At 61.2% G+C, this 14854-nt stretch carries 14 protein-coding genes; 4 read left to right on the top strand and 10 right to left on the bottom strand.

The features are described from left to right. Window positions 1–6: 6 nt before the first annotated feature. The 6 genes from ACERZO_RS18125 to ACERZO_RS18100 form a co-directional block, all read right to left on the bottom strand. The gene (locus ACERZO_RS18125) at window positions 7–720 is read right to left on the bottom strand and encodes a DUF998 domain-containing protein (RefSeq protein WP_372665844.1); all 714 of its coding nucleotides are present in this window, start codon (window positions 718–720) and stop codon (window positions 7–9) included. Further along, on the bottom strand, window positions 717–1190 hold the full coding sequence (locus tag ACERZO_RS18120; RefSeq protein WP_372665843.1) for an aldo/keto reductase: 474 nt from the start codon (window positions 1188–1190) through the stop codon (window positions 717–719). Before ACERZO_RS18120 ends, ACERZO_RS18125 begins: the two co-directional genes overlap by 4 nt. 163 nt (window positions 1191–1353) lie before the next feature. After that, window positions 1354–1779: an alpha/beta fold hydrolase gene (locus tag ACERZO_RS18115; protein WP_372665842.1), complete on the bottom strand. Its 426-nt coding sequence runs from the start codon at window positions 1777–1779 to the stop codon at window positions 1354–1356. Then, complete coding sequence (locus ACERZO_RS18110) at window positions 1776–1961, bottom strand: alpha/beta fold hydrolase (RefSeq protein WP_372665841.1); 186 nt, start codon at window positions 1959–1961, stop codon at window positions 1776–1778. The genes ACERZO_RS18115 and ACERZO_RS18110 overlap by 4 nt, the downstream gene beginning before the upstream one ends. 207 nt (window positions 1962–2168) lie before the next feature. Continuing rightward, on the bottom strand, window positions 2169–2900 hold the full coding sequence (locus tag ACERZO_RS18105; RefSeq protein ID WP_372665840.1) for an SDR family NAD(P)-dependent oxidoreductase: 732 nt from the start codon (window positions 2898–2900) through the stop codon (window positions 2169–2171). A 52-nt stretch (window positions 2901–2952) separates the two neighbouring features. Further along, window positions 2953–3114 (bottom strand): hypothetical protein, encoded by a 162-nt coding sequence (locus ACERZO_RS18100; protein ID WP_372666419.1) that lies wholly within the window; start codon window positions 3112–3114, stop codon window positions 2953–2955. Here ACERZO_RS18100 and ACERZO_RS18095 point away from each other — a divergent pair. Further along, window positions 3082–3393, top strand: a complete 312-nt coding sequence (locus ACERZO_RS18095; protein WP_372666431.1) for a hypothetical protein — start codon at window positions 3082–3084, stop codon at window positions 3391–3393. The two genes, ACERZO_RS18100 and ACERZO_RS18095, sit on opposite strands and share 33 nt — an antisense overlap. Window positions 3394–3662: 269 nt before the next feature. On the opposite strand, the gene ACERZO_RS18090 is transcribed toward ACERZO_RS18095, so the two are convergent. Continuing rightward, on the bottom strand, window positions 3663–4712 hold the full coding sequence (locus ACERZO_RS18090; RefSeq protein WP_372665839.1) for a hypothetical protein: 1050 nt from the start codon (window positions 4710–4712) through the stop codon (window positions 3663–3665). A 270-nt stretch (window positions 4713–4982) separates the two neighbouring features. Here ACERZO_RS18090 and ACERZO_RS18085 point away from each other — a divergent pair, with 270 nt between their 5' ends. From ACERZO_RS18085 to ACERZO_RS18075, 3 genes are all read left to right on the top strand, one after another. Next, entirely contained in the window at window positions 4983–6302 is a 1320-nt protein-coding gene (locus ACERZO_RS18085; RefSeq protein WP_372666418.1) for a recombinase family protein, read from the top strand. Window positions 6303–6680: 378 nt separating this feature from the next. Beyond that, window positions 6681–9998 (top strand): hypothetical protein, encoded by a 3318-nt coding sequence (locus ACERZO_RS18080; RefSeq protein ID WP_372665838.1) that lies wholly within the window; start codon window positions 6681–6683, stop codon window positions 9996–9998. Next, window positions 9988–10854: a hypothetical protein gene (locus tag ACERZO_RS18075; protein ID WP_372665837.1), complete on the top strand. Its 867-nt coding sequence runs from the start codon at window positions 9988–9990 to the stop codon at window positions 10852–10854. Before ACERZO_RS18080 ends, ACERZO_RS18075 begins: the two co-directional genes overlap by 11 nt. Window positions 10855–11543: 689 nt before the next feature. Here the strand turns inward: ACERZO_RS18075 and ACERZO_RS18070 are convergent. The 3 genes from ACERZO_RS18070 to ACERZO_RS18060 form a co-directional block, all read right to left on the bottom strand. Then, window positions 11544–12452 carry a hypothetical protein gene (locus ACERZO_RS18070; protein ID WP_372665836.1) on the bottom strand — a complete coding sequence of 303 codons (909 nt, stop codon included), beginning with the start codon at window positions 12450–12452 and terminating at the stop codon, window positions 11544–11546. A gap of 40 nt (window positions 12453–12492) precedes the next feature. After that, a complete protein-coding gene (locus tag ACERZO_RS18065) occupies window positions 12493–13569 on the bottom strand; it encodes a DUF262 domain-containing protein (RefSeq protein WP_372665835.1) in 1077 nt (358 codons plus the stop codon). A gap of 232 nt (window positions 13570–13801) precedes the next feature. Next, window positions 13802–14377: a hypothetical protein gene (locus tag ACERZO_RS18060; protein WP_372665834.1), complete on the bottom strand. Its 576-nt coding sequence runs from the start codon at window positions 14375–14377 to the stop codon at window positions 13802–13804. Window positions 14378–14854 lie beyond the last annotated feature (477 nt).

The raw sequence follows: 14854 nt of genomic DNA, 5'->3' as shown, positions 1-14854 counted from the left end.
TCTCGGTCATCCGCCGGCAGGCACCAGTGGGCGCTGCGCGGCCCGTCGGGCGGCCGAAGCAGCGATGAGGCCGCTGCCGAGGGCGACGTGGCCGATCATGATCGGATAGATCACGGCGCGTTCGAACAAGCCGATGTTCCACGCCCATCCAGTGAACACGTCAGCCATGAAGACGACGAACGCCACCAGTCCGAAAACGCCCAGCACCACGCTCGCGACCCCGCGACCACGTCCCAAGCCGATCCGGGTGGCGTTCACGCCGACCACGATCGCCATGAGGTTTCCGGCCAGCATCACACCCTGCGCACCGTAGGTGTGGAACGCGATCAGGCCGTTCGCGACGTTCGCGTTGGATCCTTGAAAAATCCCGACCAGAGAAACGCCGACGCCGGCCAAGGCGGCCAGTACGACGATCGCGATCGACCGCGGCCCTCGCCGAAGATCGAAGGTCAGCAGCGCGCCGGCGATCAGCAGGAGGCCATAGAGGACCCAGCCGGTGTTCATGACCGCACCAAGTGGGGAGTTCCCGACTTGCCCGAACGCGACCTGACTCGGGCCGGTCAGTCCGAGATGGCTGACCCAGTTGTAGATCGGCGAGTAATGCGGATCTTGCCACGCCGCAGCGGTGACGAGCTCGGCCGTCCACGACACGAGCGGGCCGAAGAAGAGCAGAAAGCCCCCGACGCGGACGGCTCCATCGGAGCGAAGGATCGACCTCATTTGAGCGCCATCCCCGGAATGCGGGCGCGAATGGCCTCAAGTTCGGCTTCGTCGGAGATGCCCTGGAAGTCGTACCGCGGCGTGTAGGGCACCTCCAGCATTCGGACGTCGTCGTCGGTGAGATCGACGTTCAACGAAGCGAGGGCATCGTCGATCTGCTCGACGGAACCGGCGCCGACCAACGGAGCGGTGACGACCGGCTGGCGGTGCAGCCACGCCAGGGCGACGGCGGCACGGCTCACACCACGATCGGCCGCAATCTTGCCCACGGCGTCGACGATGGCGCGGTTGGACGCATCCTGCCCCGGCGAGTACAGCGCGTCGGCGAAGGCGCCGCGGTCGAGTTCGCCGTAGGTCATCGCGCCGATCGCGATGGGCGACACCTCGAGCCCGGTCGTGCCGAGTTTTCGGTAATGCATCAGGAGCTCCCGGAAATCATCATGCGGAGAGTTCTCCGCTTCTCCGGCCACCGTAGCGGAGAACTCTCCACTTGGTCAATCGGGGGGCATCGTTCAGCCGCGCCGAGTACTGGCCGTCACCGACGGCGGCGCCTTTCGGTCTCCTTGACCGCCGGCCGGATCGGAATCAGAACGCCGAACTCCCCGCGCGCCCCTGAGCGGACGGCGTCGCCGATCACCCGGCGCCTCGTGACGGTCGTGACCCGCTCGGCGTCACGATCGCCTCCAGGTAGACGATCCCCGCCACGAGGTCCTGGTGCTGGAACGCCCAGTCGAACCCGAGGGCGGAACCCCAGTCGTGGAGGACGAGCACCACGCCCTCGCCGATCCCCAGCCGCTCCCACAGCGCGAACAGGTAGTCGCGGTGCTCCTGGTAGGAGTAGCTGTCCGGGCCCGAAGAATGCTGCTTGCCCGAGCCGCCCATGCCGGCGAGGTCGCACGCGACGAGGCGGCCGAGTCCGGCCACGTGCGGGAGCACGTTGCGCCACAGGTAGGACGACGTCGGATTGCCGTGCTGGAACACGATCGGAGCGCCGTCACCCTCCTCGGCGTAGGCCATGGAAACCCCGTTCACGGTGGCGAGCTTCTTCTCGGTGGTCATGCCTCACCTTCTGGTCGTCGGTAGTGCTTGCGCAGGAAGTCGAGGACCTTCTCGGCCATCGCCCGAGGCCGTCCCCCGTGCAGCCAGTGCCCGCCGCCGCGCACCGTGTCCACGCGCGCGCCGGGCAAGCGGGGGAAGATCCCGCCGGTGAGCATGTCGCCCGAGACGGTCGAGAGCCGCATCGTCCAGGTCGGGTGAGATTTCCCGGCGGATCCCCCGCTGCACCTCGGCATTTCCGGCGGAGTTGCGGATGTGCACGATGGCCTCCTCCGGTAACCGGGTGCCCTGCAACGGAACCGGTGAGACCTGCTCGGCCAGCGCCGGTACAAGGGCGTCCCAGACAGTCCGGTCATCGAGAAAACCGTGCGCCAGAAGCAGAGTCGGTGACCTCACCAGGTCTGCTCACCGGCCCTGACCAGCATCTCGTTCACCGCGACGCGACGGTTGCGCGTCACCATGTACCGCACGGCGTCGGCGATGTCGGACGGTTCCATCAAGGTCATCGTGGCGAACTGCGCCATGAACGCCTCCCGCACGCCGTCACGCACGTGGGAACCGATCTCCGTCTGCACGACGCCCGGTTCGACCACGCCGGCCCGGACCCGGTGCGGCAGCATCTCCTGGCGCAGCGCCTCGGAGAAGCCGTTGACGCCGAACTTGGTCAGGCTGTACACGGCGTTGCCGGGCCGGGCCACCCGGCCCGAGGTGGAGCTGATCGTCACCAGGTCGGCCACCTCGCGCGACGCGGTTTCCGCGGCACTCCGCAGATGCGGGAGCGCGGCCCTGGTGACGTTCAGCGTGCCGTTGACGTTGATGGCGAGCATCCGCTCCCACTCGCCGTCGGGGGCGTCGGCGACCGGGCCGGCCAGCATCGTGCCGGCGTTGTTGACCACGATGTCCAGCCGGCCCAGCTCACCGACCGTGCGGACGACCGCGTCGGCCGCCCGCGCGGCATCGGTGATGTCGGCCTCCACCGCGAGCGCGTCGGCGCCGTCGGTCGCCAGCTCGTCGGCGAGGGCCTTCAGCCGGTCGACGCGGCGGGCGACCAGTGCGACGGCCGCGCCGTCTTCGGCCAGGCCGCGGGCGATCGCGGCGCCGATGCCGCTGCTGGCCCCGGTCACCAGCGCAACGGTTCCGTTCAAGGGCCTGTTCACTGCAGGAGTTCCTTTCTGATCAGGCGAGCGTCAAGACGTTCTTTCCCCGGCTGGGCTTGGTTTCTTGGGCTTTTCCAGCCTCTGACAGCGGGAAGGTCGCGTCGATTACGGGGGCCAGCCGCTGGTCGGCGACGAGGTCCACCAGGGCGTGCAGGCCGACCCGGTCGGCTTCGACGAGCAGGGTCGTGGCCCGGATGCCGAGCCGCTCGGCCTCGGCCTGATGGTCCGGTACTGGGGAGCGTTCGTCCGCCAGGGCACCCCGGACACGGCCGGACAGGCGGAGTGGCCGCGCGTCAAGGACCAGCGGGCGATGGTCTTCCAGCTCGGCGGCAGTTCGACGGTGACCTCGGCCGCGTTCGCGGCCGCACAGCACTGCGACCTGTGGAACAGCATCAGCTACAAGTGGCTCGACATCAACGCCGAGCAGCTGGCCCAGCAGGTCGGAGTCGTACGTCAGTAGGTCCAGGAACGCCGGCCGACGAGATGCCAGTCACGTCGGCCGGCGTTCACGAAGGACGATGCCAGGGCACCCGGGTGCATCATCCGCAGCCTGGTACCGACACCCGGGCGCATGCCACCGCCCGCAGCCGAACTGGAGAAGTCCCAGTACCCGGAGACGGCGCCGACATTCGTGGCTTTCGGCGTGCGAACGAAGGGCCCATGAATAGAGCGTTATACGCGATGGGCTGGCGGTGCTTCAATTGAATCTGGTTGGCCCGCATCGCAGGCTCAATTCGGCAGCGACTTGTAGTAGTCCCGGGCCGGACGGCTCTCCATGGCGCGCGTGCAAGCGAGGCACAGCACGCCGCCGGGACCGGCCGGGGCACGATCGCACTTGAAACAGGTTCGTTCGACGATCTGCTGGTCGTGGACTGGATTGACGCAGAACGCACTTGACGCGGCTCGCCCACCTCGAGGACGACGGATGTCCGGGAAGTACGCGCCGTTCTGTCCGGTCAGCTCCTCGAACCAAGTCAAGGTCTCGGGTGCGACAAGGTGGACGTCACCCCGCAGCGCCCGCATCGGCACGATCTGCTCGGCGGGAAGCATGGCTGCGACGTCATCGACGGTCAGCCCCGGCCACGGCTCGCGATACGGGTGATACTCCCGGCAGTGAGGCTTCGGACGCTTCTTCGTGCCGTTCGGGCAGGTCCCGAAATTCATGACGGTGCAGGCACGCGCAACGAACCGGCTCGGCCCCAGCGCCGTAGCGGACCGCCTCGGCGGCAGCGAACTCCACGGAAGTTTGTTGCAGCCGAGTGCCGGGACTTCGTGAAACCACGGTGGTGTCCGGTCGGAGTCCAAAAACCAGACCGGCAGCCAGCCGGCCCGGAAAGACTTCGTGGTCCGCGACTTGGCCAACCGAGACTGCAGCTGCGAACGCTGGACCTCGATACCCGTTCGGCGAGGACCGTCGATCGCCACGTCAAGGATCGTGCCAGCCCCAGTCCGCACCTCCTGTGACGTTCGGTAACCAGCATCCTCGGCAGCCCGCTGCCAATAGTCCTTCTGGCGTCGATGCTCCGGGGACTCCACGGAGATTTCGTGGGTTTGCGTGCACGCGCTCCCTCGGAAGTGCACTGCAGCGTAACGTCCCTTCTTGAGCCGAACGAACATCTCGGCTCCCTCGTCCTCGTGCGCAGCCCTCTGACAGAGCAAGATTCGGTCACCGCGCTTGATCTTGTATTGCAGCGAGCTGATCAGCGCGAAGTCACGTTCGGTGAGCCTGGCCAGGTCGAGCAGCCGATTCTGCGGCGTATAGAGCACCAAGGTCGACATCCGACGCCTCCCCGACGGCTACCCACGGACAAAGGTCGACCACTTACGGTGCAACACTCGTGATACGCGCGGCAATGCGGCCATTCGAGTGCAGATCAACCCCAAGCTCGTCATCGGTACCGGGCGACCGCGTTCCGCCCTCGACCCGAACCACCTCAAGCACCGAGGTGCACGATGATCAGCTCAGCTCGCAGAGACACCACGACACGCGCAGTCTCCCCGCGCCGAGCCGGTGCCCGGCGCCGCCGACAGGCCGTCGAGGGCCATGGGCTGAGGTTCGCGTTCTACGGGCGGATGTCCACGGTCGAGTTCCAGGATCGGGAGACGTCGTTGGGGTGGCAGCGCGAGGTTGCCGAGGAGACGGTCCGCCGGCGCGGTGTGATCGTGGCTGAGTTCTTTGACGAAGGGTTCTCACGCCGGCTGTCCTGGGGCGAACGGCCGGCCGCGGCCCAGCTGATGGCAGCCGCGGCAGCACCGAACCGTTCGTTCGATGCTGTCGTGATCGGCGAGTACGAGCGCGCGTTTTACGGCGACCAGTTCAACGCCGTGCTGACCGCACTCCAGGCGCAAGGTATCGAGCTGTGGCTCCCCGAAGCGGACGGTCCGGTCAACCTCGATGACCCGGTGCACCAGGCACTGATGCTCCTGCTCGGATCCCAATCACGCCGCGAGGTACTGCGGGCCCGGCACCGAGTACTGGCCGCGATGGGCGTCCAAGCCCGTGTTCAAGGCAGGTTCCTCGGCGGCCGGCCACCCTACGGCTACCGCCTGGCCGATGCCGGTCCCCACCCGAACCGGCCCCACGCGAGCTGGGGCCGCCGCCTGCACCGCCTGGAACCCGATCCGACTACCGCACCATGGGTGCGGTGGATCTTCCAGCAACGAGCCACCGGACGCAGCGTCGCCGGGATCGCGCGGGAGCTGAACGACCGCGGCGTCCCGTGCCCGTCGAATGCCGACCGGCACCGCAACCGCCACCGGACGAAGCACGAGTGGATCGTCCGGACGATGGTCGGGATCCTCGAGAACCCGCGGTACACGCGGCGGCAGGTGTGGAACCGGCACGGCGCCAGAACAACCGGCCCGGCCCACCACGGTGTTCCCACCCGACCGTCGGCGGCACCAGGTTGGGCCAAGTCGGACAAGGTGACGCATCAAGCGCTCGTGGACGAGACGACGTTCCTGGCCGTGCAGGGCATGCGCTCAGCTCGACCCACCCAGCACGGCCATACCAGGACGTACGTGCTGGCGGGCCTGGTGCAATGTCAGGTGTGCGGCCGCCGGCTGGATTCACACTGGGTGAACGGCCGCCCGGGCTACCGCTGCCGCCACGGTCACACCAGTGCCCGCAACCGCCCACCAGAACTCGCCAAGAACGTCTACGTCCGCGAAGACCACCTACTCAACGATCTCCGTGCGCGATTCGCCGAGACTGTCGGTGACGATGGAGCCACGATCGCCGACTACCTGAGATCGAACGACCTAACGATCAAGTGTGGCGGCCCGACACAAGTAGTCAAGGCATGCGGTCCACGCTGCACACTTGCCACGATAGACAAAACCGTCGGCGACCAGCTGCTGTTACTCTGACCTCGCCCCGACTCGCGACTCTATGGGGTAATTGAGTGTCCGAGGACGATCTTGCTCGCTATCTACACGACTGCAATTGCCCGGACGGCCTTAAAAGCAGCCGGCGAGGTGCTGCTGTCCATGGGAAGCGCACGACTCGCGTACGACAGCCGGCACCGCACTGGGCGCCGTCAGGAGGCCGCTCTACAGCAGGTCGACTACCACACGTAGTCGTTAGTAACTTAATGTAGTAACCCTTCAGCCGACGCACCCTATTCGGCCACCACTCTGTTCACATCAACACAGAGGGCACCACCGCGCGTCCTCGCCTCGTTCTGGCAACACACCGTGCCATGCTTTAGGCTGACCGATCCGACCAGCCGAGCATGAGGACAGGGTATGGACGAATCTCTTCAAGCCCTCCTGCCCCGCCTTGTCGTGGGACCTGCATTCCTGCTGCTTGGGCAGGCTTCCTCATGTTGGACAGACGACGGGCCCGAGGGGCTGCCGACGACACCCCCACTGGGAAGTGCCACCGAGGAGTACCAGCGCGCAGCAGAGGTATTGAGCAACGCGGACACGCCGGAGCAGCTCGCCAACGTTGCCGAGTTCTCATGGAATGGTGTCTTTACCTCGCGCATCGACTCCGCGCTTGAGCAGGCCTTCACCACGAGCTGGCGCCGAGTTAGATCCATCGGTGTCCCCCAGCTCGGAAGAAATCCGCGGAGCGCAACCGACCTGCATATCCGTCACCTATTCGGTGCGACTTTCCTTCCGGAAGACGAGCGCCCACCGACCGGCCTAGTCGCCGAGGTCGAGGCGACTGCCCGGGCAGGCGAGACGTTAGGTGTGCTAGCTGACCGCTTGGTGACCCCGCGCGGCGTCGTGGTTATCGACGGTTATCAGGTCGACGACTGGTTGACAACCAAGGACCTGTTCATCTTCCTGACAAAGCTTGGAGCAAACCAGGCTCACCTCTTCTCCGTAACACCCGAATTACTGAAAGACAAATTCGTCCAAGCCGCCATCGAGCGTGGCCACTTAAACACACATGCTGATTCTCTTGCTCAGGTCCTCCGCGACGCGGAGGACGATGGCAGATTAATTATCTCTGCCGCCGAACGCGGAGCCGGCCGTAGACTAATCCCAACAAGGCATGGTTTTGTCGAGTTAGACATTGGCACATGGAACCAAGTCATCAGTGCCGCCCGACCTATCGACACGAGTGCACTTGAGCCATTCCCCATGGCATCTCCTGCGATCGAATACGAGCGATTTCGGAATCTGATCGGCTACAGCGACGGCGCACCGCCATTCAAAGCGGTTGCGAGCGACTACAAGCTACGCCGAGACTTCGAAGACGACCTATTTCAGCGCGTGATGCAAGGTCTCAACGACTTTTCGACTTTCGATCCGATCATACTGGCGGGACAAACCGCGACCGGGAAGAGTCTCGCACTGTGCGGCTTGGCATTGGACGTGGCACGCAGCGGCCAGGCCGCAGTCCTACATCAGGCAAGACGCGGCGACCGCCCCGCTGCGGCCGATATTGACCGGTTTGCCCTATGGGCCGAAGAGGTGGCCGGGTTGCCGACCGTGCTGATTTGGGACGGCATGGTCGAAGATGACGACTATTACTCACTGCAAAATAAGCTGCGCGCACGGGGACGTCGCGTTCTGATCGTAGGCAGCAGCTACCGCGTTCCAGGGAAGGCAACTCGAAACCTCGCAGTCGACGTAAGCCTCTCTAAAGAGGAGATCAAAAAAGCCAGGAAATGGCTAGGACGATTCGGACTGCACCTTCCCAGCAGCGGCGGAAATGATGTACACTCGTCCTTCCTCGCGATGCTGTACCGCCTTATTCCCGACTCACAATTCAGCATTCAACGTGGTCTCACAAGGGAAGCCCGGCATTACGAGACCGCATTTGAAAGATTAGCCAAGGAAGGAAGCCCCGATCGGGTCGAGTTGACCGCACTTGCCCGAGCACTGGCTGACGCTGGCTACGATATCAATTCGCTCCGCCCATCCGAGAGACCCCACGAAGAGCTGATCAACCTTTCATTCGCCGAACGGAGCGTCGCCGAACAGTTGACAGCAGTCGTGCTGGTAGCTGGAAAGTGGGGCTTAAGTATTCCGCTTGAGCTGGTCCTCCGGGTCATCGGGCGCGCCGGCTGGAGTCACCTTGCAGAGATCGTTTCGAACTTCGATCTCTTCCGATGGGAGGAGGATACTAACGGCGAGCAAGTGCTGGGGGTCCGAACGCAACTTGAGGCCGAGCTTCTTGCCCGAGAGGACCTCAACACTGCGGCTGAGATCGGGATAATGTGCGAGATGATCGAGAACTTGCGGCCGGATCAATCAAAATGGGGTGGAGTCGAGGTCGACTTCATTGTCACTCTCGTCGACAAGATTGGCCACAAGTCGGCCGACGCCAACAAGTACTCTCATCATTGGCTGGAACTAGCCGTCGCTTTCAAAACCCTCCGAGAGGAGCTCGGCAGCGCCCACCATCGCTTAGTGCTCGCCGAGGCGAATTTGACCCGCGAGTACACAAAGCGGGAGCATGGGGATGATAAAAATGATCAGACCGCGCGGCTAGCACTTCTTGTAGACACCCAACATCTTCTCGAGGAGACCATTCAGGACGCTGAGCTATCCGGGATGGCAAAGCGTAATTTACTAGTGGAACTCGGGAGCACGATCGGCACACAGGTGTACGCACAGTCGCCGACAGCGGATGGCGCGCATCTGTCAGCGCTGATGAAGGATGTCACTCGGTCCGCATTAGCCGCGCGACAGATCGACCCAGAAAACTACTACCCAGTGGATGTCGTGGCGTGGACGACTTCCAAGGCCCTGGAGAACGCGAAACTCGACGATTCACTACGTGTGGACATGCTTGCTAATGCCACGGCATCCCTGGATTCCGTAGACTCCGAAGGGTTAAGCCCGAGTCAACGCGCTCTATACGATCTCCGACAGAAAGACATGGCACGACTGCTAAACGACTCGGCACTTGAGGAGCGACACCTAGAATCGCTGAGGTCAAACAACGACCCCGCCGCGTTCTTCTTCCTCGCTCGAATTGATGCCGAGAAGGGCCGTAAGGGAAAGCAAGCAGCTGTGCACAACCTCCTCAACGGGCCGCCTGAAATCCGGGAAGACTGGCGGTGCTCCCGCCTACTGCTCGATCTTTTCTGGGAGCTGAAAACCGGCAAGAAATTTCTCCGTGGCGAACGGGAAGTACTAGCATTCTCCACCCAAGACTGGAGCGATTGCATCGGGCTGGTGCAGTCCATCTCCTCAACCGCATCCTTCGATCAGTACCGCCTCGAGTTCTTACATGGCCTCGCCCTCTTCCATCTCGGACAGTACCGACAGTCAGAGGCCATATTTCAGGATCTTGACCGCCGAACCGTCGAATTGTCGTCACGGGTTGTTGCGACGTACCTTGCTTCCACAGAGAATGGTGAGCCGCAACTGCACAGCGGACGCGTCACGTGGACCTCGCCGGATGGCCGACGCGGCAAGGTTTGGTTGGATAATCTCTCCATCGAGGTAGCGTTTATTCCCAGACGGTTCACCGTCTTTGAGCCGCCACAGCGCGGCGAGACGCTCCCGGACTTCCACATCGCCTTCAATATGCGGGGAGCACTTGCCGACCCTGCACGCGGACCGCGCCGCTCGGACGGCGGGAAACGCTATGCCGGATGAAATTAACCGCCTCGAAGCCGAATTAATGCGACTGTCGCAGTATAAACTGTTATCCACAAGTGAACCATTAGAACCTTTCCCACAGGATTTCTTACCAGAATCCATTGATAACCTAGCCACCTTCAAGGCGCTCGTTTCTCAGGTGTATATGCAATGGCACGAAAAATGGGGCGTGGACGTCGGCTTCCTGTTAGGAACAGCACACCAGGTTGCACCTCTCGCACGAACTTTCTGGGCGACACTGAAAGATATTCGAACCGCCCATCAGCACTCCACAAACAAGCCAGCCGTCCGCGCCCTCAGTGAATGGCAATACGAAGCCTGCGGCGCCCGGTCACCCACCAAGCCAAATGAGTGGGCGCTGTGCGCAGAAAAACTGATTGCACAACTGGTCGATGCGCTATCCGACCTGGCTGACGTCGCAATGATCGTTCAGCAGCGCGAAAGCGATCGCCGGGCGTGGCGGCAGCGCAGTGCTGAGAGCGTGCGTTCGGCCGTCGTTAGGGTCGCAGCCGACCTTGGCCTTCAACTGTCGGCGGGAAGCATCGATTACTACAAGCGCCAGGTCGAGGGCCGATGGCGCACCTATCGAATTCCTCGAGGAAAGACTATTCGTTCGGAGCTGGATTCTCTCGTGGAACGAAGCTTGATGGCACAATCCCCGCGATTGCCTTGTGGCCATCTGGAGATTTTACAGGAGTTAGGTGTGATCGGTTCGTCCGCCGCATTCGCCGGCATTCAGCTCGCCCACGCAGTCGCCGCCGTCTCCCGAACCCGAGGAGACGCTTTTCTGAAATTAGTCGTTGCGACGTGGGCGAGCGTGCAGCCGAGCGGGTTCAAACCAGCTTCAAAGTAACCAGATATAAGATAACAGGCGTAACGAGCCGCTGGCGCCGGACAGCATGGCCGGCATCGCCTGAGTTGAACGCGCGCGGCGTCTCATATCCGTCGAACGCCGACCGGGACGGCAACCGGCACCGAACGAGACACTAGTGGATCGCCCGGACGGTGGTCGGGATCCTCGAGAAGCCCGGTCGATCGGGTTGCAGGGGTGGAACCGGCATGACGCCAGAACAATGGCTCCTGCTAACCGTCGTGATCCAGGCAGGCCATCGACGAAATGGGCTGGTCGGGGGGACAAAGCCAGCTCTCGTGGACGAGGTAACCTTTGTGGCGATCCACGACATCTGCGCCTGGCCAACGCGCTCATTAAAAGCCGAAGTGCATGAACCACCTCCGACGCGCTTGACCAATCTCCCCGATCACTGGCCGACGACGGAGCCCGACGTACTGTACGCGCCTGACGCGTCTGAGTTCCTGTCGTGACACAGGAGCACGACACGCCGCAGGGCACTTAGAGTGCCATAGCTCTGACTTGTAGTGATGGTTTCACTAGCCTGCACTTGACCAGTGATCATCGCGCAGGCAACTCAACAGAAGGTTAGGTGACTGAGTTCGACCGTCCGCCTATGTAATCGTCGACAGCTCCACATCCGCCCTCTGGCGTGCCCAAATCGTTGGTTTTGAGCATTCAAGTTCCCGCTTCTACACCCCTGTAGTGTACCAAGTTGCAACTTCATGTTCGATACCATTCCATTTTCTAACAAGTAGCACATCCGAAGGAGCACTCGACGAGGCCATGAATTTATTGATGGCCTCATTTAGATCTTTATGAATAGATACAGGATTTCCCTTTGTTGAGACTGGGCCCGCATACTCTTCCCAGCCGCCCCGCCCCTTAGATTCGTCAAGGCGCGTTAGCGCAAGAGCATTCCGCCCCTTTCCAACTGGAATTCGTCGAGCGATTGCTCGGGCGGCATGAGAGAGCAAGCAGTCGAGCGAGAACGCAAAAGCCTTCAAATTATCTGGAGTTGCGCGCAGCAACAGTATATCAGCATCATACGAGGAGCTATGCGCACTAAAGTGCCTCCTGGAGGCGATCTCGTCAAATAGATTCTTTGTTGGCAAGTTTGTGAATCCTCCCGCTTCTGCGACACTCACAAAATCTGGCCAACTAGCCGCGACTCCAAAAGAAGCTAGAATTTGAATCGTTTCTCCAGCACCCAGATTGCTACCTGGCCAAAGCAGTGCAGCATGCGGAAGTCTCCACCCAGATCCACCATGTCTCCGACTCCAGGACTCTCCCAATTCGATGACGGCCTGCTGCACTTCGTTGGACGCAGGATCTCTTTTCATAAGCGCCTGCAGTACATCAGTACCTCGTCGAAGCGCTGCCGTTTGAATCCCTGGAGGATACTGGGAATATGGAATCGCCTGCGAAGTCAACCAGCTTGCAATTTCTGAGGTGCGTTCGCGAAAAAATCCCTCAAATGCGGCGAAGCAAGTGACCGAAAGACCGTTCCGTAGCAATCGTGCGGCATGTGCGTCTACCGACGAGGAGCCGGCTCTATCCAACAGTAGACTCGCCTGCGAAGCAGCATACGCCCCGTCCATTATCTCAAGAAATCTTGTACGAGCATTACTCACAGTGCGGTCACCGGCCCAGCAGCTCGCGAAGTGTTTTTGTTAGTTCCTCAATCCGGGTCTGTATCCTCGCGGGGGTATTAGTTCCAGTCCTAACCGCCTTATCAAACTCTTCATTATCGAACAACTTTCGAAGAACTTGAGTGGCTTCATCCTTTCGCGCAACCAAGCTTGCGATTTCATGGTCAGTAATTTCATTCATTGCAATCATTTGCGCGTCGTATAATCCTGCTAGCGCTTGTTCTCTCCAGCCATTACCATCGGGGCGATGGAAAGCGTGATGCCCCCAAATAGACTGACACGCCTCGATGGCGCGAATAAATCGGGATTCGAATTTCTTCAATTCAGCTGGACTTGCTTCGCGCCGTCGGGCCATGAAGTCGTCCATACTTGGAGCAAGGTCACCACTAAACTTGCGCCACGTCTCCGACAAAGTTAGAAAACGTAAGACAAACTCTACATCTTGCATTTTCCTATAGGCGCTAGATTGAACGTTGTCGATCTTCAGCTGCTTACGCAAGAAGGAAATCTCTGCCAGCTTGTAAATCATATCATTCAATGGCCCTCGATAAATAACATTCCTGATCTCTTGCGAGTTCAAGACGTCTCCAGCGCTGTTCAGTCGATGGAAAACGATGTATTTGATATCAGCATCTGTCTGCCTCATCAACGTAACAGAGCGCAATGGTCGCATGTCTAGCGCACTTCGAAGTTCCTGTGGCAATGTCGAGTACCGGTACCCCTCAAGTTCCGGGAGTTCCTCAGTTCGCCCAAGCGGGAATTCATCCGCGAAGAACATGCGAATAGCAGTAAGTCTTTGACGACCGTCGATCACGGAGAACTTTCCGCCAGCTTCCTCCGACAGGTAGATCGGTGGAATTGGAAGATTGATAAGGAACGACTCGATTAGTGCGGACTGTTTCGCCGTGGCCCAGCGATCTCGACGTTGAAATTGGGGAGCCACATCAATCGTGCCACTTCCAACCATATTTGCCAGAGTTGACAGGGCCAATTCGTTATACTGGAGTACGAGAGCGTCCTGCTTGCCATTCCATTGTTCGACTAGCCGTTCGTTAGGTTCGTTCACCGCGCCATAGTACTCGACCGAGGCCGTCTTAAGGGTCGTTCGAGCATGGACACGCCGATGGGAATCATCCGGCCGAACACGACGCCACTCAGCGGCGGCAGATCAACGGAGTACACATCTTGACTGATCGACATTGCTCGTTAACGAATTCGTCAACGCCACCTCATCGACCGCACACCCTGCCGAACATTATTAAAAATGTTCCTGCAGACCGATTCAAATATTCCAACCGCTAGGGAATCTCATTCGGATCGGATGGCGGCTCGCTAATCAGCTTCGTGACATCGCGGCGCGAGTTGTCCAAAACCTTCAATCGACGATCAATACCAAGATCGACTCGACAGGCTGCAACGAAACTCTCACGTGCTTCAACCACGTTTTCCGCGAGTTCCCAGAACGCTTGAACCTTGCCTTCCCCGCCGCCGGCGCGCAGTGAGATGGCCATCGGTTGATCGAGCCAGTACCAAATTCGATACGCCGCATCGATGCAGCGTCTGCTTGCGACCAATTCAAGGTCAGCGAGCGCGTGGAGGACTTCCCGTCGGCGTTCCCTAGCGTTATCAAAAGCTTCCGCCGTTCCGTGAGCATCGCGTTCACTGTCCAGCGCATCAAGACTTCTTGCCTGCTCAAAGTAGGCAAGCGAACATGCTGTTGTCGCCTCAAGTACTCGAGACATTGTGCGCATCGCTGAGTCACGTCGCCACTGCTGAACCTGGGTCGTACGCGTGAGTCGGGCAGTCAAGACGACCGCGACGAGGCTGAACACCGCTGCTGCCACGGCCGCGACAGATGAGACCCAACTCGACATGACTCCATTGTGCGCACTCTCTGGACAGCATCCGTCGAACGACACGCGGTATCGTACTTGCGGCTCAGCGGCCGGCGAGCCAGGCGGCGACTACATCGTGTCCGACACCCCGAGACCGTGGCACGTTCCAAGCGGTCGAGCGCCTCGTGACAAGTGTGCCACGGGGTCCAATGGGCAAACTGAGCGACGCCGCCGCCCGCCCGCACTTCCCGGCGAGCTTCGGGCCGCGCCCGAAGTGGCCGAGCAAGATCGAGTCACCCGGCGAGCACGCGATAAGCCAGAGATTCCGTGACAACTGTCAACTCAACACTGGGCGCGACAGACCTCCGGCCGCGGCGCGACGCCTCGGGGCAACGTCGGTCGCGTAACTGACGCTGACCAACTTGGCGATGGCGATCAACTGGGCGAGTCCGGCACCAAGATCTTCGCCGGACATCACGGCGCGACGCGACGCAGCCACGGCCCCGTCTAGCGTTG

This window comes from Amycolatopsis kentuckyensis (assembly GCF_041679295.1).
Lineage (GTDB): Bacteria > Actinomycetota > Actinomycetes > Mycobacteriales > Pseudonocardiaceae > Amycolatopsis > Amycolatopsis kentuckyensis_A.
Note: the sequence above shows the minus strand (reverse complement) of the source record. Positions and strands in the feature narration are given on the sequence as shown.

What these genes read in the sequence shown, in the direction of transcription:
- ACERZO_RS18090 (WP_372665839.1), bottom strand. Translation starts at nt 4,712, where the DNA reads ATGTCGACCTTGGTGCTCTATACGCCGCAGAATCGGCTGCTCGACCTG.
- ACERZO_RS18075 (WP_372665837.1), top strand. Translation starts at nt 9,988, where the DNA reads ATGCCGGATGAAATTAACCGCCTCGAAGCCGAATTAATGCGACTGTCG.
- ACERZO_RS18115 (WP_372665842.1), bottom strand. Translation starts at nt 1,779, where the DNA reads ATGACCACCGAGAAGAAGCTCGCCACCGTGAACGGGGTTTCCATGGCC.
- ACERZO_RS18070 (WP_372665836.1), bottom strand. Translation starts at nt 12,452, where the DNA reads ATGGACGGGGCGTATGCTGCTTCGCAGGCGAGTCTACTGTTGGATAGA.
- ACERZO_RS18110 (WP_372665841.1), bottom strand. Translation starts at nt 1,961, where the DNA reads ATGCGGCTCTCGACCGTCTCGGGCGACATGCTCACCGGCGGGATCTTC.
- ACERZO_RS18080 (WP_372665838.1), top strand. Translation starts at nt 6,681, where the DNA reads ATGGACGAATCTCTTCAAGCCCTCCTGCCCCGCCTTGTCGTGGGACCT.
- ACERZO_RS18125 (WP_372665844.1), bottom strand. Translation starts at nt 720, where the DNA reads ATGAGGTCGATCCTTCGCTCCGATGGAGCCGTCCGCGTCGGGGGCTTT.
- ACERZO_RS18060 (WP_372665834.1), bottom strand. Translation starts at nt 14,377, where the DNA reads ATGTCGAGTTGGGTCTCATCTGTCGCGGCCGTGGCAGCAGCGGTGTTC.